The organism is Streptosporangium longisporum, from assembly GCF_039534895.1.
Classification (GTDB): domain Bacteria; phylum Actinomycetota; class Actinomycetes; order Streptosporangiales; family Streptosporangiaceae; genus Streptosporangium; species Streptosporangium longisporum.
Map to the genome: position 1 here is coordinate 165,145 of NZ_BAAAWD010000010.1, position 19,740 is coordinate 184,884.

At 72.6% G+C, this 19,740-nt stretch carries 20 protein-coding genes; 8 read left to right on the forward strand and 12 right to left on the reverse strand.

Annotated elements, in window-relative coordinates:
* Positions 1 to 19: 19 nt before the first annotated feature.
* Positions 20 to 439, reverse strand: coding sequence for a DUF6157 family protein (locus tag ABD832_RS19630; RefSeq protein ID WP_344897254.1), 420 nt, complete (start codon positions 437 to 439; stop codon positions 20 to 22).
* A gap of 64 nt (positions 440 to 503) precedes the next feature.
* A complete protein-coding gene (locus tag ABD832_RS19635) occupies positions 504 to 1,670 on the reverse strand; it encodes a DUF418 domain-containing protein (RefSeq protein ID WP_344897257.1) in 1,167 nt (388 codons plus the stop codon).
* 129 nt (positions 1,671 to 1,799) lie between these two features.
* Between ABD832_RS19635 and ABD832_RS19640 the strand changes: the two genes are divergently transcribed.
* Together ABD832_RS19640 and ABD832_RS19645 are read left to right on the forward strand one after the other, a co-directional pair.
* Positions 1,800 to 3,293, forward strand: coding sequence for a hypothetical protein (locus ABD832_RS19640; protein ID WP_344897260.1), 1,494 nt, complete (start codon positions 1,800 to 1,802; stop codon positions 3,291 to 3,293).
* A 206-nt stretch (positions 3,294 to 3,499) separates the two neighbouring features.
* The gene (locus ABD832_RS19645) at positions 3,500 to 4,198 is read left to right on the forward strand and encodes a (2Fe-2S)-binding protein (protein ID WP_344897263.1); all 699 of its coding nucleotides are present in this window, start codon (positions 3,500 to 3,502) and stop codon (positions 4,196 to 4,198) included.
* A gap of 22 nt (positions 4,199 to 4,220) precedes the next feature.
* On the opposite strand, the gene ABD832_RS19650 is transcribed toward ABD832_RS19645, so the two are convergent.
* From ABD832_RS19650 to ABD832_RS19660, 3 genes are read right to left on the reverse strand one after another with little or no spacing between them, the layout of a single operon-like run.
* Positions 4,221 to 4,883 (reverse strand): response regulator, encoded by a 663-nt coding sequence (locus ABD832_RS19650; protein WP_344897266.1) that lies wholly within the window; start codon positions 4,881 to 4,883, stop codon positions 4,221 to 4,223.
* On the reverse strand, positions 4,880 to 6,088 hold the full coding sequence (locus ABD832_RS19655; RefSeq protein ID WP_344897269.1) for a sensor histidine kinase: 1,209 nt from the start codon (positions 6,086 to 6,088) through the stop codon (positions 4,880 to 4,882). Before ABD832_RS19655 ends, ABD832_RS19650 begins: the two co-directional genes overlap by 4 nt.
* Before the next feature lie 17 nt (positions 6,089 to 6,105).
* A complete protein-coding gene (locus ABD832_RS19660) occupies positions 6,106 to 7,122 on the reverse strand; it encodes a DUF418 domain-containing protein (RefSeq protein WP_344897272.1) in 1,017 nt (338 codons plus the stop codon).
* Between the two features lie 332 nt (positions 7,123 to 7,454).
* Here ABD832_RS19660 and ABD832_RS19665 point away from each other — a divergent pair, with 332 nt between their 5' ends.
* The gene (locus ABD832_RS19665; RefSeq protein WP_344897275.1) at positions 7,455 to 8,039 is read left to right on the forward strand and encodes a MarR family winged helix-turn-helix transcriptional regulator; all 585 of its coding nucleotides are present in this window, start codon (positions 7,455 to 7,457) and stop codon (positions 8,037 to 8,039) included.
* On the forward strand, positions 8,036 to 8,476 hold the full coding sequence (locus ABD832_RS19670) for a hypothetical protein (protein ID WP_344897278.1): 441 nt from the start codon (positions 8,036 to 8,038) through the stop codon (positions 8,474 to 8,476). The genes ABD832_RS19665 and ABD832_RS19670 overlap by 4 nt, the downstream gene beginning before the upstream one ends.
* Positions 8,477 to 8,639: 163 nt before the next feature.
* Here ABD832_RS19670 and ABD832_RS19675 read toward each other — a convergent pair whose 3' ends face one another.
* Together ABD832_RS19675 and bla are read right to left on the reverse strand one after the other, a co-directional pair.
* Positions 8,640 to 9,092, reverse strand: a complete 453-nt coding sequence (locus tag ABD832_RS19675; protein ID WP_344897282.1) for a hypothetical protein — start codon at positions 9,090 to 9,092, stop codon at positions 8,640 to 8,642.
* A 203-nt stretch (positions 9,093 to 9,295) separates the two neighbouring features.
* Complete coding sequence (gene bla, locus ABD832_RS19680; protein WP_344897287.1) at positions 9,296 to 10,270, reverse strand: class A beta-lactamase; 975 nt, start codon at positions 10,268 to 10,270, stop codon at positions 9,296 to 9,298.
* 186 nt (positions 10,271 to 10,456) lie between these two features.
* Between bla and ABD832_RS19685 the strand changes: the two genes are divergently transcribed.
* Positions 10,457 to 11,365 carry a LysR family transcriptional regulator gene (locus tag ABD832_RS19685; protein WP_344897290.1) on the forward strand — a complete coding sequence of 303 codons (909 nt, stop codon included), beginning with the start codon at positions 10,457 to 10,459 and terminating at the stop codon, positions 11,363 to 11,365.
* Positions 11,366 to 11,391: 26 nt separating this feature from the next.
* Complete coding sequence (locus tag ABD832_RS19690; protein WP_344897293.1) at positions 11,392 to 12,258, forward strand: serine hydrolase; 867 nt, start codon at positions 11,392 to 11,394, stop codon at positions 12,256 to 12,258.
* 53 nt (positions 12,259 to 12,311) lie between these two features.
* On the opposite strand, the gene ABD832_RS19695 is transcribed toward ABD832_RS19690, so the two are convergent.
* Both ABD832_RS19695 and ABD832_RS19700 read right to left on the reverse strand, forming a co-directional pair.
* A complete protein-coding gene (locus ABD832_RS19695) occupies positions 12,312 to 13,325 on the reverse strand; it encodes an aldo/keto reductase (protein ID WP_344897296.1) in 1,014 nt (337 codons plus the stop codon).
* A gap of 286 nt (positions 13,326 to 13,611) precedes the next feature.
* Complete coding sequence (locus tag ABD832_RS19700; RefSeq protein WP_344897299.1) at positions 13,612 to 14,349, reverse strand: hypothetical protein; 738 nt, start codon at positions 14,347 to 14,349, stop codon at positions 13,612 to 13,614.
* A 37-nt stretch (positions 14,350 to 14,386) separates the two neighbouring features.
* Here ABD832_RS19700 and ABD832_RS19705 point away from each other — a divergent pair, with 37 nt between their 5' ends.
* Complete coding sequence (locus tag ABD832_RS19705) at positions 14,387 to 15,013, forward strand: TetR/AcrR family transcriptional regulator (protein ID WP_344897302.1); 627 nt, start codon at positions 14,387 to 14,389, stop codon at positions 15,011 to 15,013.
* 33 nt (positions 15,014 to 15,046) lie between these two features.
* Here the strand turns inward: ABD832_RS19705 and ABD832_RS19710 are convergent, their stop codons facing one another.
* The 3 genes from ABD832_RS19710 to ABD832_RS19720 form a co-directional block, all read right to left on the reverse strand.
* Positions 15,047 to 15,961, reverse strand: a complete 915-nt coding sequence (locus ABD832_RS19710) for an LLM class flavin-dependent oxidoreductase (protein ID WP_344897306.1) — start codon at positions 15,959 to 15,961, stop codon at positions 15,047 to 15,049.
* Positions 15,962 to 16,110: 149 nt separating this feature from the next.
* Positions 16,111 to 17,202 (reverse strand): NAD(P)/FAD-dependent oxidoreductase, encoded by a 1,092-nt coding sequence (locus tag ABD832_RS19715; protein ID WP_344897310.1) that lies wholly within the window; start codon positions 17,200 to 17,202, stop codon positions 16,111 to 16,113.
* Positions 17,203 to 17,302: 100 nt separating this feature from the next.
* Positions 17,303 to 17,785 (reverse strand): MarR family winged helix-turn-helix transcriptional regulator, encoded by a 483-nt coding sequence (locus tag ABD832_RS19720; RefSeq protein ID WP_344897313.1) that lies wholly within the window; start codon positions 17,783 to 17,785, stop codon positions 17,303 to 17,305.
* Positions 17,786 to 18,192: 407 nt separating this feature from the next.
* Here ABD832_RS19720 and ABD832_RS19725 point away from each other — a divergent pair, with 407 nt between their 5' ends.
* Complete coding sequence (locus ABD832_RS19725; protein ID WP_344897316.1) at positions 18,193 to 19,692, forward strand: glycosyl hydrolase; 1,500 nt, start codon at positions 18,193 to 18,195, stop codon at positions 19,690 to 19,692.
* The last annotated feature ends 48 nt before the right edge of the window (positions 19,693 to 19,740 follow it).

Below are 19,740 nucleotides of genomic sequence, written 5' to 3' on the forward strand. Positions count from 1 at the left end.
GCCCTGCCGCCCGGGGGTGCTACGCCCGGCGGGAGCGGAGCGCCTTGAGGATCTTCACCCCGGTCACCTCTCCGGTGACGATGTCCCTGTACTCCGCCGAGTCCATCGGGCAGAGCCTCACCCGCCCGGCCTCGTCGAACAGCAGTCCCCAGCCATACTTCTTCGGCAGTGGCGACGAGCGCAGGCACGCCTGCGGGGTGGCGAAGAACCGCTCGCGCAGCTCTACCCACTCGGCCGCCGGTGGCTGCGGCTCCTGCCGGTTCAGCCAGCTTCCGAAGAGCACGTCCTCCTGGGTCAGGCCACCCGGATCAGCGTCGATCATCTCGAACTGCACCACCGCGACCGTCCTCTTCCCGGCCCTGGGCGCCGGCACCACGGCACCGTCGACCGGGCAGTCGTCCGCGACCGCGATGAGGGTGTCGTAGTAGTTCAGATCCATGGAGGCATGATGCCCTGACCTCGTCCCATCCGGGTAACCGCCGTTCTGCGGGGGGACGGGCCGGTCAGCGGGCTCGTGCCGGAGCCGGGGCGGAGGCGGTGAAGCGTCTCAGCACCCATTCGACCGGGCCCTGCCGGTGGTGGCGCAGCCAGCGGTCGCTCAGCACCAGCAGGATCACGTGGATCGCCGCGGCCACGCCCATCACGGCGACCGGCGTCAGCCTGCCGGCCAGTCCCAGGCCGTACCCGGTGAAGACCAGGCAGGCCAGCACCGACTGGCCGATGTAGTTGGAGGCCGCGGCCCGGCCGGCCGGAGCAAGGGCCCTGCCGATCGCCGGGACGCGGCCGATCAGGGCGAGCAGGGTGACCACGTACGCGGCCGACAGCAGGGGCGAGGTCACCGTGTTGACCGCCAGGCCGAACAGCTCCGTGGCGCCGTGGGACTGGGACGTCCAGGTGACGGCGACCGCGACGGGCATGCCGACGCCGTACCCCAGCCACAGGATCCGCGGGACCAGGTGGGCCCAGCGCTCCCGCTCCTCGAAGAGCCGGTACTCGCCGGCCACCATGCCGAACAGGAACATCGCCATCGCCATCGAGCCCTGGCCGAGCCACACGATCGGCGCGAGGACCGGATAGGTCTCCAGCTGGAACCGCAGGAAGGTCAGCGGACCGCCGGTGACCATGGCCTCCACCCGCGCGGAGGCCGCACCGTCGGGCGCCGGGGCGGGCATGCCGACCAGGCCGGACATGACGAGCCCGGCCAGCACGAGCCAGATCGCCGCCGTCACGCCGATGATCCAGCATCCGGCCCTGATCGCGGTCCCGGGCCGGATGCCGCGCATTCTCAGCAGCAGCACGCCGAGCACGGCGTACAGGGTGAGGATGTCGCCGGCCCAGAGCAGGAGCCCGTGCAGCACGCCCAGGACGAACAGGCTCAGGCAGCGGCGGAGCATGCGCGTCCTGACGTCCCCCTCACCCCATGCCCGCCGCTGCAACGTGAAGGAGTAGCCGAACAGGAACGCGAAGACGACGTAGAACTTCGTCAGCGTCAGAGTGCGGACGACCAGATCGACCGGACCCTCGCTGAGCGGCATGGTGCCCAGGTCGGCGGCGTACCCGGGGTCGGCGAAGAAACCGATGTTGGCGGCCAGGATGCCGCCCAGTGCGAAGCCGCGCACGGCGTCGATCTCGTGAACGCGCCGGGGCGCGGGTGCCGTGGACTGGTTCATGCCCCCGATGCTAGGAAGTCGGAGCGTGACACAGTGGGCACTTTGGGTGAGCGAGTCTGGCCGGAGTCGGCCGCCGGCGCGCGGATCCCGCGACGGAGGTACCGGGCCGATGGCCCTACAGTTGCTGTCGTGGATCGAGTCGAGGTCGCGGTACGCAGGCCGCAGGGTCCGGATGAGCGACTCCGCGTGGGAGCGGTGCTCTCACGCACCGGGACCCTCGCCAGGGTCCGGTGGAACGACGACGGTGTGGTGGAGGAGAACGTACGACTCGGCGGTGAGAACCTGCTGGCCGTCGTCGGCACCCGGCGGCACCAGTTCCTGATGGACCTGCCCTCCCTGATCGAGCGCTTCACGGCCGATCCGGTCACCGTGGTCCTGGACCTTCTGCGAGAGAGCCCGCGAGGGCTCAAGGCGCCGGCGATCAAGGAGCTCCTCGTCGAGCTGGGCCTGGACCCGGCGATCGTGGACCGGACCTGGCGGAGTGTGCAGGCACGGCTGTCCAGGCACGACGACGTGTACATCAAGGCGAACACCTACCGGTGGAAGCGGCCCGTCCGGTCCAGGGACGGGCTCGGTGACTCGACGGACGGCGTTCCTCCGGTGCCCGCGGCCCCCGAGAGCGAGACGAAGACCGGCACGGAGACCGGGACCGAAGGCGGGGCGGCCGGTTCCCCGGCTCACGGAACGGCCTCCGGGACCTCCCGGACGGCTACGGCTTCCGCGGTTCCGGAAACGATCTCCGGCACGCCCGGAGCGGCTTCCGGCGCTTCCACGCCCGGAGACCCTGTTCCTGTTCCCGGTGACCGTGAAGGGGATCGCGCGCTCTCCGAGGCGACCCCGGAGCTCTCCACGGCCGCGAATGCTTCCGCGCCCACGGTGACCGAGGCGGCGGACGGGACGGATGCTCCGCGCTCGTCCGAACCCGCCCGTGAGGACGATCCCGTCGGACAGGAGCCCGAGCAGAGGTCCGGCCGCAGCCGCGTCCTGAAGTCCGACGCGAAGGCCGACCTGAAGCCTGACGCGAAGGCCGACCCGAAGCCCGATACAAAGACCGGCGCGAAGACCAGTCCGAAGACCGATGCGAAGACCGGCCCGGAGGCCGACGGGGAGACCGTCCGGAAGCCCGGCCGGAAGTCCGACCAGAAGGCCGATCGCAAAGCCGCCCGGAAGGCCGACTCCCAGGGAGAAGAAGAGACGGCCGGTCCGGTCGAGACTGCGGAAGAGCGCGCACGTGCGCTCGCCGAGCGGTGCGAGCGACTGGAACAGGACCTGCGGACCGCCGCCGACAGGGCGATCGGCCTCCGTACCGTCCAGGAGCGGCAGCTTCGGCTGGACGGAGCCCGCGTGCTCGCCGACCTCGCGGCGGAGATCGAGGAGATGGTGACCGGTGGGGCCACCCCGGAGGTCGTGGTGGGACGGGTCCGGGACCTCGTGGCGGCACAGGCGCTGCGTCCCGTCGGGAAGGTGGGCGAGGAGACGGCCTTCGACCCGGCCGAGCACGAACCGCTGACCGGAGCACCCGAGCCGGGGACGTCCGTGCGTGTCGTCCGTCCCGGATACCGCTGGGCCACCTTGGAGGGGATCCTGCTGCACAGGGCACTGGTCGAACGATCAGGGACCTGACCGGAGGCCTGAGCGCGCCGACGGTCCCCGCCGGTCCGCACCAAGGCACCGGACGCGCCATCGAGCGAGACGAGGGCACCGAAGGCCGTCGAAAAGACGAAGGCAGCGAAGGGGCCATGGAACGGGACGGAGTCACCGGGCGGGACGAGGACACCGGACGTGCCGGCGGACCACCTCCCCGCGAGGTATCGCTCGCGAGGGCCGACATGACCTCGTTGCGTCCCGCTCCGCCGGAAGCGGTCGCCGCGGCCCTGTCCGAGGTCGCCGAGCTGGGACCGTTCTTCTCCGTCGGGGCCGGTGAGCACGGCGGGATGTGGCGGTCCGTCGAGGAGGCCTATGCCGACGGTTTCGCGCAGCTGGTCTCTGCCTTCGCGACCCGCCACGGCCTGTCGGAACGGCGCGTGGCCGTCTCGGTGGTCCAGCTGGGCCACGCGGCGAGGTTGTGGTCGCCGGTGCTGGGCTGTGTCGTGACGCACGGCATCGTTCCCGACCTCGGCGGCCTGCGGCAACGGGTGGACGGTTCCGCCCTGTGGCTGCCGGAGGCCCGGGGCTGGTGGGCGCCCCGAGGTCAGGGACTCGCGCGGGTGATGTACCGGCTGGTGATGGAGGAACACCTGGCGGTCCTGGCCAGGGGGTTGCGGATCAAGGTGGCGTCCGGGCTCCTGCACGGGAACGCGGCGTCGGCTCTCGCCGGGGCGGCCCATGCCGTCGTACGGGCCCGTCCCGGTCTGCGTCGGCCGGTGACCTCCCTCGCCGGCGCGCTGCTCGACATCGGCGACCTGCGCGGCACCGGCGCGTTCACCGGACCGGACCTGGTGTTCCGCCGGAGGAGCTGCTGCCTGTACTACCGCCTTCCGGACGGCGGGATCTGCGGGGACTGCTGCCTGATCGGGAAGCGCTCATGAGGTCACCCCTGGGGACGGCGGGTCACACGCCGGGTTCGACGATCCCGTGTTCGTAGGCGTAGATGATGGCCTGGACGCGGTCCCGGCAGCCGAGCTTGGCCAGCAGGTTGGCCACGTGGGTCTTGACCGTGGAGATGCTCACCGTCAGGGCCTGGGCGATCTCCACGTTGGACAGGCCCCGGGCGACGAGCACGAGGGTGTCGCGCTCGCGGCCCGTCAGGGCGGGCTGCGGCTCCAAGGAGCGCGGACGCTTCGAGGTGCGGGCGAACTCGGCGATGAGGCGCCGGGTGACGCCGGGCGCCACGAGCCCCTGCCCCGAGGCGACCACCCGGACCGCCTCCACCAATTGGTCGGGCTCGACGTCCTTCAGGATGAAACCGTGCGCGCCGCCGCGCAGGGCGGCGAAGACGTACTCGTCGAGGTCGAACGTCGTCACGACGAGGACGGAGATCGGGTTCTCCACGCCCGGTCCGGCCAGCTGCTCGGTCGCGGCGATGCCGTCGAGGACGGGCATGCGCACGTCCATCAGGACCAGGTCGGGCCGGACGTGCCTGGCGAGCCGGACCGCCTCCTGTCCGTCGCACGCCTCTCCGACGATCCGGAGGTCGGGTTCCGACTCCAGGATGGTGCGGAAACCGGCCCGGACCACGGCCTGGTCGTCGGCGATCAGAACGGTGACGGTCATGGGTGCTCCGCGGGGAAGGAGGCGCTGACGAGCCAGCCGCCGTCGGGTTGCGGGCCGACGGTGAGTTCCCCGCCCGCGTGACTGACGCGCTCGCGCATACCGAGCAGCCCGTAACCGCGGTCCGTGGCCGGGAGCGAGGGCGTGCGGGCGGGCCTGGTGTTGCGCACCGTCACCGCGAAGCGTGTGTCGTCGAACGTCGTCGTCACGCTGACCGCGGAGCCGGGGGCGTGGCGGCGGGCATTGGTGAGCGCCTCGCGCACGAGACGGGAGACGGCGAGGTCGGTGGTGACGGGCAGCGGGCGTGGCCGGCCCGAGGCGCGGACCTCGACGTCCATGCCGGTGGCCCGGGAGCGCCGGACGGTCTCCTCCAGGCGGGCCAGTGCGGGTGCCCGGCCGTCGACCGAGTCGGGGTCGGTCTCTCGCATGAGACCGACCAGGGCTCGCAGCGCGGCGAGGGTGTCGCGGCCCTGGGATCTGATCGCGCGCAGTGTCGCCCTGACCGCTGCGGGGTCGCGGTCGAGGAGACGGTCCGCGGCGCCCGCCTGGACGACGATCGCGGACAGGTCGTGGGCGGCGATGTCGTGCAACTCCCTGGCGATCCTGGCCCGCTCCTCTGCCACGGCCGCCCTGGCCCGTTCCTCACGCTCGTGGACGATGCGCGCGGCCGCCCTGGCGGCAGCGGCCCGGGTGGCCTGGACGTAGAAGCCCGCGGTGGCGGGGAGCAGGTACGCCGCCGCGACCGCGGCCACCATGCCGGGGATGTCACCCGGAAGCACGCCCCAGAACGTGAGCAGGCCGCCGTGGTCTCCTCCCGCCGCCGTGCCGAGCAGGGCGCCGAGGGTGTGGACGGCCGCGCAGACGGCGACCACGATGGGCGCCCTGGCCAGGGGGAGGCGGCTGGCCACGGTGTAGGAACAGGCCACGATGCCGATACCGATGAAGGCGGGGCGGGTGGGCAGCAGGACGCCCACCAGCGGGATCACGGTGGCAGTGGCGAGCGCGAGGACCGGGCGGCGACGTCGCACGGCGATGGTGGCCAGGTCGGCGGTGGCCAGGAGGAAGCCGACGCCCACGGCCCAGGCGGGCAACCCGGCCAGCCGGTCACCGTGCACGGTGGGCAGCAACCGGGCCGAGCTGAGAGCGATGAGGACGGCGGCCACCAGTGTGTCGCGCCCCTCGGGCGTGCGGACACCAAGCCGCGCCATTCCCCTGCTCCACGCGCTCATGCCGTTCCGCGAGCCTCTCCGGCGTTCGCGGCACCACCGATCGGCAGCGACCGCCAGTACGTCACGCACCGCCAGGCCCACTCGAGCGGACCATAGCCGAACCTTCGCAACCACAGATTACTCACCACGGCCTGGGCGAGCAGTATGCCGATACCGAGAAGCATCGCGGCCGTCCACCGCTTGGAGCCGGGCAGACCGATGGCCGTGCCGAGGGGAACGAACAGCAGCGCGGCGCCGAAGTAGTTGGTCAGCGCCATCCTGCCCATCGGAGCGAGCACCCAGGACAGCGCCGGGCCCACCGGCGTACGGAGCAGGAGAAGGAAACCGGCGACATAGCAGCACGCGGTCGCCAGCGACAGGGTCATCCCGAGCCGGATCTGCGCCGCGTCGGGCGGTGGCAGGGCGATGACCCAGAACGTCAGCACGCACACGGCCAGCGCCACCACGCCCAGGACGGCCAGACGGCCGGGATGGTCGTCGAGAGCCTCGGGCACCCTCATCTCGGCCAGTGCGAAGCCGAGCGCGAACAGACCCGGCAGCAGGCCCAGGCCGCCCACCCCGGCGAGGACCCCCGCAAGGATCAGGACCAGCGCCACGGCGAGCAGCGCACGCCGGGGAAGATAGCTGAGAGGCAGCAGGACGAGCAGGCCGGTGACGGCGAACGGCAGCAGCACCTCACCGGGCTGCAGCAGGTGCAGGACGGCGCCCAGCACGGCCAGGGCGAGGAACCGTCTCAGCAGGAGCAGCCTGGGTTTGTCCGAGCGTTTGGCGGCGGAGCGCAGGAAGATGCCGAAACCCACCCCGAACAGCAGATAGAAGATGGGATAGAAGCGGCCCAGGAAGAACACGCGCAGCGGCTCGGGCAGCTGGCCGGCGTAGGTGAACATCCCCATGGTCTGGGGGATGTTGATGAAGATGATCCCGCACAGCGCGAAGCCGCGTAGCGCGTCGAGCGCGGAGATCCGCTTCGTCGGCGAGACGGGGGTCTGGGGAAGTGTCGGGGAGCCGGGCATGTGGCCATGGTCGCCGTGGCAGCGGGGCCGGCGCTTCGGGACGGCGGCCATTTCTCTCTCGTTCGGGAGAGGGAGGAGGCCTCGGTCTCAGGGCCCACATCACGCGCCGCGCCGCGACCGGCACAGCCGGCCGACATGGACGACCGGCATGCATGACCGGCATGGACGGCCGGCACCACGTATCCGGTCGTCCGTCCTGGGCGGCGACCGGGGGCGGCCTCCCACCCCGTCCCTCATGGAGCGAAAGGAAGAGAGGAAAACGCCTTTGCGGCAATAGGCACGAAATCGTACAATCCAATATTGTGACATCCGAGTTCGTATCATCCGAATCCGTGCCGTCTTCCTGGTCGGCACTGCTCGCGTTGCAGCGGGCCACCCACGCCACCCTGCAGACGCTCGCCGCGGAACTCGTCGACCTGGACCTGACCGCCTCCGAGATCAACGCTCTGGCCAACCTGGCCGACGGTCGCGGACGGACCGTGTCCGAGCTGGGCGCGGCCGTGGGCACCCGCCCCACCACGCTGACCAGCGTGCTGGACCGTCTGGAACGACGCGGGCACATCACCCGCGGCAACCGTCCCGGGGACCGCCGGGCGGTGCTCATCGAGCTCACCCCCTCGGGGCGACGGGCCGCCGCCACGATCCGGGAGGCCGTCGCCGATCTGGAGGACCGCGCGCTCGCTCACCTGCCCGCCGACGCGATCGCGGGCCTGCGCGCGGGCCTGGAGGCTCTGACCGACGCGCCCCCGGCCTCCCACGGGTCCGGAACGGACGCGCGCCCGGCCTCCCGGCGGTCCGTGACCGAGGAGCCCTCCACCTCGCCCCGGCCCGGGACGAAGAGGTCCTCCGCCTCCCGCCGATCCGGGACGGAAGGCTCCCCGGCCTCTCACCGCTCCGGGACGGAGACGCCCTCATGACCTCTCACCCGTCCGGGACGCGAGCCGGTGACGTCCCCGCCTTCGAGGGCTTGATGGCCGAGGTGATGGCGGTGGCCGAGCGGTTCGGCCACCGGGAGCACGTCCACCTGACGTGGCTGGCCGTGCGACGTCACGGCGTGCCCGCGGCGGTCGACCTGATCAGTGACGGGATCCGCCGTACCGCCCGTTACGCGGGAGCGCCGCAGAAGTACAACGCGACCGTCAGCCGCGCCTGGGTGGAACTGGTCGGACACCACGTGGCCGAGTCCGGTGAGGACGACTTCACGGCGTTCGCCGACCGTCATCCCGCGCTGCTCGACAAGCGCCTGCTGACCAGGTTCTACCGGCCGGCGACACTGGCCGGCCCGCGGGCGAGGACGGGCTGGGTCGAGCCCGACCTCGCTCCGTTCCCCCGGCTGGACGGCGCCCGCAGGTGAGGACGCGTCCCCTTCCCCGGTCCCCTGGACGGAGGTCCGGGACCCCTGGACGGGGGTCCGGGCCTCTGGACGGTCCGGGGCCGATGGACGATCCCGGCCGGGCGATCCGTCGCGGGGGTGACGCCGCCGACCGGCCACCCGTGACACCCGCCCCGAGGGACCCTCAGGCGTGCGTCCGCCGCAGGACCCTGCCGGCCGCCCAGGCGACCAGCCCGCAGGCCGCCCCGACCACCACGCCGGTGACCACGCTGCCGACGGCCGAGAACACCCTTATGATCACCGCCTGCGTGCCCGGCGCGAGCCCGCTCAGGGTGCCGCCGAGCGCGGGCGGGTCGTCGCCCCAGGCGACGTCCCAGAGCAGCTGGTGTCCCAGCGCGAGGAACACCCCGTAGAGGGCGCCGACGACCAGGAGCGTCATGAACGGGGACGGTACCCGCCTGACCAGGACGACGGCGATCCACACGATCGGCGGGACGAAGACGAAGAGGGCGTTGACGAACGTCCCCTCCTGGATCACGTCGAGGTCGTGCAGCACCACGCGGGGAACGGCCAGCAGGGCCAGCCCGATCAGGGCGATCATCGGTAACCCCGGAGCGGGGGGTCGGTGTCCGGTCATGCGGATCACGCTAGGAACACCGGGCATGCGGGCACATCCGTCCACGGTCTCGACCGGGTACGTCACCGGGCGACACGCCACCCGGCGGCCTGCCCGTCCCGGCGAACCGCCCGTCCCGCATCACACGCCTGCCCGCGTGACCTTCCCGTCCCGCGTGACGTGACCGCCCGCGTGACGTGGGCACGCCACGTGGCGTGCCCACGTCACCCGTGGGGCCGGAGCCTGCCGAGGCCGCGGGCCAGGACGGTCGCGGTCCGCGCGATCACCGTGTTGTCGGCGACGCCGTCCGCGGCCCTGCGGTTGGTGTAGACCGCCATGATGACGGGGGCGGCCGATCCGCGGGGCCAGATGACCGCGATGTCGTTCCCGGCCCCGTACGACGAGCTCGTGCCGGTCTTGTCGCCGATCTTCCACGTCTTCGGCAGGCCCGCGCGGATGCGGGCGTCACCGGTCGTGTTGGCGATCAGCCAGCCGTTCAGCCGCTCCCGGTCCTTGGCGGTGAGGGCCTTCCCGGCCGTGAGCGCGCGCAGGTCACGTCCCATGGACGCGGGCGTCGTGGTGTCACGCCTCTCCTTGGGGCTCCAGTCGTTGAGTTCGGTCTCCCACCGGTCCAGCCGGGAGATCGGGTCCTTCAGCGTGCGGAAGTACCGGGTCAGGCCGGCGGGGCCGCCGATCTGCTCGAGCAGCATGTTGCCCGCGGTGTTGTCGCTGTGGGTGATGGCCGCCTCGCACAGTGCCGCCACGGTCATCCCGTCGTCCACGTGCTCGGAGGTGATCGGGGAGTGCTCCTTCACCTCGGCGGCCGTCCAGCGCACGACCCTGTCCATCAGGCCCGGGTCGGAGGTGCGGGCCTTGTGCAGCACGGCCGCGGCGGCGACCGCCTTGAAGGTGGAGAGCATCGGGAAACGCTCGCCCGACCGGTAGGAGATCGTCCTCCCGGTCGCGGTGTCGACGGCGTACGCGCCGATGCGGCCCTTGAAGGACGCCTCCAGCGCGCGCAGTTCCCTCCTGACCGCGGCCTCGCCCGGCGCCTCCCGGACCACCGCCGTCGTCACCGCCGGTACGGGCGCGGCCGAGGCCGTACCGCCGCCGAGCACGCCTCCCACCAGGAGGGGGATGGTCAGGGCGCTCGCGTGCAGCGCCGTCAGGCGGCGGAAGCGGGAGGTGAGATGTCGCATGTCGGTTCCCCTGCTGTCGTCATCGGATGGGAGAGGGCACGACGCCCGGCGCGGACGGGCGGGCGTCGCCGTACCGGTGCCGCCCGGGGAGCGGGCGTGGCACCGACCGGAAGTCTCGCGCCGCCCTTCGATGCCGTCAAAGACGAAAACAGGGTCTTCCATGCTCGATTGGCATAGACTCCGCCGGTGGATGTCCTCGGAGCGTGGAGAGCGTTCGTCAACGTGAGCGAGCGGGGGAGCTTCACCGAGGGTGCGGCGGCCACCCGCGTGCCGCAGTCCGTCGCCAGCCGCCGGATCGCCGGCCTGGAGAGACACCTCGGGGAGCGGTTGTTCGACCGGTCGTCGCGCGGGGCACGGCTGACCCCGTTCGGCCGCGACATGCTGCCGTCGGCGAAGCGTCTCGTCCGCCTGGCGGACGACATGGAGTACGAGGCCGAACGCGCCAGGCTCAACCCCCTGCGCTTCGCCGTTCCGGACATCTGCGCGGTGCGCGACCTCGCGCGGCTCGACGCCGAGGCGCGCCGGAACGGCATCCGCCTCGACTTCCAGACCGCGGCCCCGGCCGACCGGGTGGAACTCGTCCGCTCCCACCTGGTCCGCGCCGCCCTCACGGCCGCGCCGCAGGGCGACGCCGTCTGGTCGGTACGGCTCGGGCTGGCCGGTGCCACCGGCCTCCTGCCCGGGACGGTCTACGTCGAGACCCTCCGGGCCGGCCGCGCCGACCGGTCGTCGCGCAGGAGCCGGATCTGGATCCAGCCCGAGGACGACGTCCCCCACATCCGCGACCCCCTGTTCCGCGTCCGTGACGCCGTCGGCCTCCAGCCCGCGCAGGTCGGCGTCGCGGCCACGCTCACCGCCGCGGCGGCGGAGGTCCTCGGCTCGACGGATCTGCTGCTCTGCTCGGCCAAGCAGGCCGGGGAACTGGGGCTGCACTGGCGCCCGGCCGGTGAGATCCGGCCCGTCCGCGGCTTCGAGGTGTCCGCGGCGGCGAGGGACGACGCCGAGCGCGTCCGGACCCGTCTCCGGGACGCGATCGCCCGCTGCCTCGGCGCGGACGACCGGGAGGAAGGGGCGCCGTCATCGCCGAGAGACTGACCCGCGAGCTCCGAGAGCTCCACCGGATGCTCGACGACGCGGGGCTGCGCGGGTCGTTCCTGGTCCGGGACCTGCGCACCGGCGACGAGATCGGCATCGAGCCGGACCTGGAGTTCCCGATCGCCTCCCTGGTCAAGGTCCCGCTGGCCATCGCGACGCTGGAGCGCGTCCGCAGGGGCGAGCTGGACGGCTCCGCGGAGATCCTCGTGGAGCCGGGACCGGTCACCACCCCGGGGCCGACCGGGCTGAGCAGGTTCCGGCACCCGGCCCGGATCGCCGTGGACGACCTGCTCTACCTCAGCGTCGCCCTCAGCGACAACACCGCGACGGACGCGTTGTTCGCCCTCACCCCGCCCGCCGGGGTCGCGGCGGAGCTGCACCGGCTGGGACTGCGCGGCATCACGGTCCGCCACACCATCCGGGAGCTCAGCGAGACCCCGGCCGAACGCCTCGACCCGGCCGACGCGCACCTCGCCCACATCCTGGCCATCGAGGCGGCGACGGCGGGACGCGGGCACCGGATCCCGCAGCTGGACGTCACGCGTGCGAACTCCGGATCCGCGCGCGCGTTCGCCGACCTGCTGCGGGCCCTGTGGACACCGTCCGCGATCGACCCCGGCACGGCCGGACGGGTACGGGGCCTCATGGCCGACAACCTCATACGGCACCGGCTGGCACCCGACTTCACCTCCGACGCCACGCGATGGTCCTCCAAGACCGGCACGCTCCTCAACCTGCGCCACGAGGCCGGCGTGGTCGAGCACGCCGACGGCCAGGTCTTCGGTGTTGCGGTCCTCACCGAGTCGCGCGTACCGGCCGTCGACCAGCCCGGGGCCGAGGCGCTCATGGCGCAGGTCGCGCGTACCCTCCGCGACCGGCTGCGACAGGGATGAGGCGCGGGGACACGGGCGGGACACGGTCGGAAGAGCCCGTGGCGAGGCGCGGATCAGGGTCTGCGGGACCGCCCGGTGACCGTGGCCTTGCCGAACACCCACGGATTCGCCTCGCACTCGGCGATGAAGTCGCCGGGAAAGCCGAGCTCGAACTCCGTCGCCGCCTCCAGCCGCCGGATCGCCTCCTCGGGCAGGACGACGTCGACTGACCCCAGGTTCTCGGCGAGCTGCCCGGCGTCCCTGGCGCCGACGATCGGGTGGACGATGTCGTACCGGGCGCGGGTCCATGCGATCGCCACCTGGGCCGCACCGACCCCCAGCTCGTCCGCGACCTCCCGTACGGCGCGCGCGGCCGCGTGGTCGCGGTCGGTGAGGGTCGCCGGGTCGACCCGGGTGGGGGCCTCGACGCCGCCGGGCGCGGTGAACTTCCCGGACAGCACGCCGCCCGCGAGCGGTCCCCAGGCGGCCACGCTCATCCCGAACGCCTCCGCCATCGGCAGCAGCTCCCGCTCGGCGTCGCGCCTGAGCAGGTTGTAGGGCACCTGCAGACCGGCGAACGGTGTCCAGTCCCGCCACTCCGCCAGGGTGTTGGCGCGGCTGACCAGCCAGGCCGGGGCGTCGGAGATGCCCACGTACAGGATCTTCCCGGCGCGGACCGCGTCGTCCAACGCCCGCATCGTCTCCTCCACCGGGGTGTGCCGGTCCCACAGGTGCACCCAGTACAGGTCGATGTAGTCGGTACGCAGCCGCCGCAGGCTGCTCTCCAGCGACAGGGCGAGGTTCTTGCGGTGGTTGCCCGCCGCGTTCGGGTCGTCCTGGTCGCGGGAGAGCGTGTACTTGGTGCAGACGACGAAACGATCGCGACGGCCTTCCAGGATCTCGCCGAGGATGCTCTCGCTCTCCCCGTACGCCGACGCCGTGTCGATGACGTTGCCTCCGGCGTCGGCGTAGACGTCGAGCATGGCACGGTGCTCCCGCGAGGCGTCCACGCGTTCGTAGAAGGACATCGCGCCGAAGAACACCTCGGACACCCGCAGTCCGGTCCGGCCCAGTAGTCGATGACGCATGAAGTCCCCTTTTTCGTGTTCCTGGTGAGTTTCGGTGACGCGTCCCGGTGACACGGTGAACCCGGCGACCGTCCACCCTGCTCACCGTGCTCGTCATGTTCACCGCGTTCACCGAGCCGGTGCCGGTGAGCGCCCGCGGGCATCAGCGTGCCCGATCGCACCACTCCGATACAGGCCGCGCCGAGACGGGCCCCCGCAGGGCCAGGATCGGTTCCCGTGTTCTCCTGCGCAGGGCGGTGACCTGCGACCCGCCGACGCCCGGCCCGGTCACCGCGCCGTCACGGGCTCACGCGGTCACGGGATCCGAGGGCGACGACGGGGACGGGAACGAGGACGAGGATGACGGGGACAGGCGGATCAGGGCGACGCCGTACGCGACGATCCAGGCGACCCACAGCAGCCAGCCGGACAGGCCCAGGAGGCCGAGCGGACCGGCCTGGTCGACGACCAGGGGGGCGAGGGTGGCCGAGGTGAACAGCAGCGCGGCCGACGTCAGCCCCAGGGCGCCGTGCCAGGGACGGATGAGACCGGCGCGCCGCCCGGCGACGGACAGGCCGATGAGGGCGAGTGCCAGGAAGGTGCCGTTGAGGGTGAACAGCGCGTCGTGCAGGGCCCAGAGGGCACCGGTCGCGGTGTCGCCGGACGCGCCGGTCGAGGTGAGCGCGAGGCGGGTCGCGATGACCGCTGCGAAGGTGGCGTTCTGCAGGGCCAGGCCGGTGAACCCGAGCAGCGACCAGGCCTCGCCCCGGTCGCGTTCGGAGCGCCGCAGGACCGAGACCGCGCCCGCGCCGAACAGCGTGGCCAGCAGCCAGGCCGCGGGCGTGAGCGCGGACGAGACGGCGACGGCATCGCTCCCGGTGCCGAAGAACGCGCTGACCTCTCCGACGTCGGCGCCGGTGAGCGGCAGGCCCGCGGGCACGATGATGGCGTTGGCAAGGACGATCAGGGAGGCGAAGCCGAGGGCGGCGATGCCGGTGATCCTGGAGAAGCCCGTGGTGGCCCCTCCGAACGGTTGACGTGACATATATTCATTATAAGTATCGTAAAGCGATTGGGGAGCGGTGAGCGCAGAACCGGACCGGCGCCGTTACGAGTCGTTGCGCCGGGCGACGCAGGCGCGGGAGACCCGGGCGGAGATCGCCCGCGCCGCCCACCGGCTGTTCGTCTCGCAGGGGTGGGCGGCGACGACCGTGCGGGAGGTCGCCCAGGAGGCGGGGGTCTCCGTGCCGACGGTCTACGCGGCGTACGGCAACAAGGCGGGCCTGACCAGGGCCCTGGCGGACGCGGCCGACCTGTCGGCCGACGTGCCGCGGATGCTGGAGGAGCTGGAGACCTTCGCGAAGGACCCCCGCCGTCAGCTCGCGGCGATGGCCGCCTACGACCGGCGGCTGTTCGAGCGCGCGGGCGACGTGATCGCGCTGGTGCGCGAAGCGGCCCGTACCGAGCCCGAGCTGGCGACGGCCTACCACGACGGCCGCAGACGGGGCGACGAGACCCGTGTGCTGGTGTTCTCGTCCTGGCCGGAGGGAGTCCTGCGCCGCGGCCTGGACGTGCGCTCCGCCGTCGACGTCTACGCGGCCCTGTGCACCGTCGACGTCTACGTCACGCTCACCGTCGAACGCGGCTGGTCACCCGACCGGGTCGAGCGGTGGTGGAGCGAGGCGCTGGCCCGCGAACTGCTGAACTGACACGCCCGCCACCCGGCCCTTCCCTGGAAGCGGTCAGCCCTTCTCCGCCGCGACCGCCTCGCGTACGGCCGGGGCGATCTCCCCGCCCCAGCGGCCGAGCAGGGCGGCGTCCGGCGAGCCGTGGTCGGCGGAGAAGAGGACGAAGCCCGACGCGCCGTGCTCCAGGACGGCCCCGGTCAGCTCCTCGACCCACTGATCGACGGAGCCGCCGATCCAGCGGCCGTCGCGGTCACGGGTGGCGGGCAGCGGCCGGTCGGTCACGCGTCCGGGGAAGTTGAAGACCGTGCGGACCTCCCGGGGGTCGCGGCCCACGGCCGTCGCCGCCTCGTCGATGACCGGCCGCGACGTCCGGTACCGCTCGCTGAGCCAGTCCGCCGCGTGGCCGGGGATCCAGCCGTCGGCCACCCGGCCGGTGGCGGCCAGGGACCTCGGGCCGACCGACCCGGTCCACACGGGAGGCGCGGCCACCGGGGCCGGTTCGATCCGGTCCACCCGGTAGTGGCGGCCCCGGTGGGTGACCGGTGGGCCGCCCCCCGACAGCAGCCTGACCAGCGTGATCGCCTCCTCGAAGGCGTCCACGGCATCGCCCGGGGACAGCCTCGGCACCCCCATGTCGGAGATCCGGTCCCACAGCCCGCCCGCGCCCATGCCGAGCACGACGCGGCCGCCCGACAGCGCCGACAGCGAGGTCACCGTCCGCGCGAGCATGGCGGCGGGCCGGGTCGGCAGGTTGGTGACGTTGGCGAAGGCCGCGATGTGCCGGGTGTGCCCCAGGACGAACCCGATGGAGGCGTAGGCGTCCAGGCGCGTGCCGAGGTAGGGATGGTCCGACAGCGACAGGACGTCGAGCCCGTCGCGGTCGGCCTGCCGGGCCATGCGCAGCAGCTCCGGCACGTCGTCGATCCCGGTGTGCGCGCCGAAACCGAAGACGACGTCTGGTACGGACACGGTCCTGCCTTTCGTTCGTGGGGGTTTGTGCCGATGTCCGGTCCCTCCGCGGGGACCTCCGTGTACGGCACCTCGCGAGGGGTATGCGGGGGACGCCTTCGAGCGGTGACTCCATGCGCCGCCTTCGAGCGGTGACTTCGGGGACGCCTTCAGGCGGTGCCGAACTGCTCGGCGAAGCGGCCGGTGAACAGGTCGGCGCCCTTGTACTGGACGACCGTCTCGACCGGCACGACGGCCGGGCCGTCGGGGGTGGGCAGCTGCCCGACCCCGTCACGCGATCCGAGCGGGAGCAGGATCATGGGGTGGGGCAGGGGCCGGTAGGTGGCCGTGGGCCGCTCGCCGCGCAGCCGGGCGGCGATGTTCCGCGCCACCACCTCGGCGTGCTGCATCGCGTACCCGGCCATCTTGGCCTCGGCGACGTCGGTGATGTCACCGATCGCGTGGACGTGGTCGTACCCGCGCACGGTCAGGCTCTCGGTGACGGGCACCTGTCCCCGGGCGGTACGGGGCGTGAGCCGGTCGTCGGCGAGGTAGTCGCTGTTGACGCGCATGCCGTGGGCGCGGAACCAGATGTCGGCGGTGATCTCCTGCCCGCCGGTGGTGGTGACGGTGAAGGTCCCGGCCCGGCCGGGCTCGGCCGGCGGTGGCGCGACCAGGCCGGTGCCCAGGTGCACTCCGATGTCCAGGTCGCCGAGACGGCGGTGCAGGTCCTCGCGCAGCTCCGGCCGGAAGCCGGGCAGGAGCTCCTCGGCCGGGTCGACGACGGTCACCCGCTTGTGCGGCCAGACCTCCCTGATCTCCCCGGCCAGTTCCAGGCCGACCGGTCCGGCGCCGAGGATCAGCACCCGCTCGGCCTTGGCCAGCTCCCTGTGGGTCCTGCGGAGGTCGGCCAGGATCTCGTCGGCGGAGTCGGCCTCGGGCTTGGCCGGATAGGCGTAGCCGGAACCGGTGGCCAGGACCAGGTGGTCGGCCTCGACCCGCCGGCCGGACGCGAGGGTGACGCCGCCGGGATCGACCGAGGCCGCGCGTTCGCGGATCAGCGTGCCCCGCGTCAGCCACTGTTCGTAGGGGAAGAACAGGTTGCCCGCCCAGTCCGGCCGGGTCAGCGCCCGCAGCGATCCGGCCGAGTTGACGAACGCGTCCCGGGGGTCGATGAGGACGACGTCGGCCTCGTGGTCCAGCGCCTTGGCGAGCGCCGACCCCCCGTACCCTCCGCCGATGATCGCGACCGTACGACTCATTGTGCCCACTCCTGAAAGAAAGAGGTTTAGTTCGCACCACGAACAGTATTAGTTCGTAGTGCGAACTGCAACCTCCTCTGCGGGACGCGGCGTCGCGCGCTCAGTTCCCGGGGGTGGGCGGGACCCCCTCGTCCGGCTCCAGGAAGATCATCGGGGCCTTGTTGTCCAGCACGACGCGGCCGAGCAGGGCGGCGAGCGTGTCGCGCTCGGCGTCCTCCAACCCCTCCGACAGCGTCTCGACCCTCCGGCAGGTCTCGGTGTAGAACTCCCGCGCGAGCCTGCCGCCCCTCGGGGTGAGCGCGACCCGCACCGCACGCGTGTCCCGCGGGTCCGTCTCGCGCCGGACCAGGCCGTTGCGCTCGGTGCGATCCACCAGGCCGGTGAGGCTGGACTTGGCCAGCCGCAGCATCGTGCCGAGCTCGCCCATGCCGTACGGCTGCGCCATCAGCACGCACAGCAGCTGCCCCTGCTGGGGGGTGAGGCCGTACTCCCGGCCCGACTCGGCGTACACGGCGTTCACCAGGAACGTGGACCGTACCAGCGCGGACACGATCCCGAACCGCCCGTCATCATGCTTATCCACCGGGTCAGGGTAACAGTCCGGAGACCTGATAATTCGCGGGGCGAACCATCCCGCACCGCGTGGACGGCGGGATCCCGTGCCGCCGGGACGCTCCCGTGCCGACGCGGCACGACGGGGACGGCGGCGTGCGCGTCCGGGTCCCGCGCCCGGCGTCGGGAGCACCCGGCCTCCGGGGTCTCACGTCCCCGGGTCCCGCCTCCCGCGTCCCCGCGTCCTTGCGCCTCCGGGTTCCCGTGTCCCCGGATCCCGTTCCCAGGTTTCCGTTGTCCCCGTGCCGTGCGCCGGTCTCCTGTACGGGGGCGCACCCGCCCGGCCACCGGATCCGGCCGGAGGGGAGCGTGCCCGAGGCAGTCAGATACGCAGAGATGTCCGATCATCGACTCCCGTACCGAAGGACCTTCATCCGTATGAGCAATACCGTTCAGCGCAGTACCGCCGTGGGCCGCGGAAGCGGCCGGTGGATGCGCCGCACCGCGCTCGCCGGTGTCCTCGCCGCCGTTCTGGGCGCCTCCGTGACGGGGGGCGCCCTGCCGGCCGGCGCGGCAGAGACCCCCGTGTCGCAGGGCCGCGCCGCCCTGGCCTCCTCGTCCGAGCGGGGCGACCTGTCCCCGGCCGCGGCGGTCGACGGCAGGAACGACACCCGCTGGTCCAGCAGGTTCGACGACCCCCAGTGGCTGCAGGTGGACCTGGGCAGGCCCACCGCGATCAAGAAGATCGTGCTGAACTGGGAGCACGCCTACGCCACCGCGTTCCGGATCCAGACCTCCGACGGCGGCGGGCGGTGGAGGACGGTCCACCGCACGACCGCGGGGAAGGGCGGCGTGCAGACCCTCGACGTCTCGGCCACCGGCCGTTACGTGCGGCTCCACGCCACCGAGCGGTCCAGCCGGTACGGCGTCTCGCTCTGGGAGTTCCAGGTCTTCGGCAAGGGGACGGCCTCTCCCGCACCGAGCGCCACCCCGACCACCTCGACCGTCCCCAAGCCGAGCTCCACCCCCACCAGGACCCCGACCTCCGGCCCGAGCGCCACCCCGAGCAGGACGCCCGGCACCGGCCCGAGCGCCACCCCGACCACCTCGACCACCCCCAGGCCGAGCACGACCCCCACCAGGACCCCGACGTCCGGCCCGAGCACCCCGGCCACCCCGGTCCCGGAGGTCCCCGCGGAGACCTCCGCCAAGAAGGGGGTGGGCGTGTGGCAGGCGCCCGGTGTCAGCGCGGCCCTGGCCGCGTCCGGTGCGAGCTGGTACTACACGTGGGCCCCGCACCACAACGGTGTCACCACCCCCGCCTCGGCGGAGTTCGTCCCGATGATCTGGGGAGCCGCGAGCGTCACCGACCAGAACCTGGCCCAGGCGAAGGCCGCGGGTCCGTACCTGCTCGGCTTCAACGAGCCGGACCTGGCCGAGCAGTCCAACATGAGCGTGGAGAAGGCGCTGTCGCTGTGGCCGAGGCTGACCGCGACCGGCCAGAAGATCGGCAGCCCCGCCGTCGCCTACGGCGGTGACACCCCGGGCGGCTGGCTGGACCGGTTCATGACCGGGGCGTCCCAGAAGGGGTACCGCGTCGACTTCATCACCCTGCACTGGTACGGCGGCGACTTCCGCACCGAGGCCGCGGTCGGCCAGCTCAGGTCCTACATCCAGGCCGTGTACGAGCGCTACCGCAAGCCGATCTGGCTCACCGAGTTCGCCCTGATCGACTTCTCCAACGGCGTCCGCTTCCCCACCGACGCCCAGCAGGCCGCGTTCGTCACCGCCTCCACCAAGATGCTGGCCTCACTGCCGTACGTGCAGCGTTACGCCTGGTTCGGCCTGCCCTCCTCCGACACCGAGCCCAACAGCGGCCTGTTCCGGAGCAACGGCGCCGCCACCGCGGCGGGCCGCGCCTTCCAGGCGGCCGGCTGACGGCCCGGCGGCGCCCGGCCGTGACCGGGGGCGCCCAGCTGCGGCAGG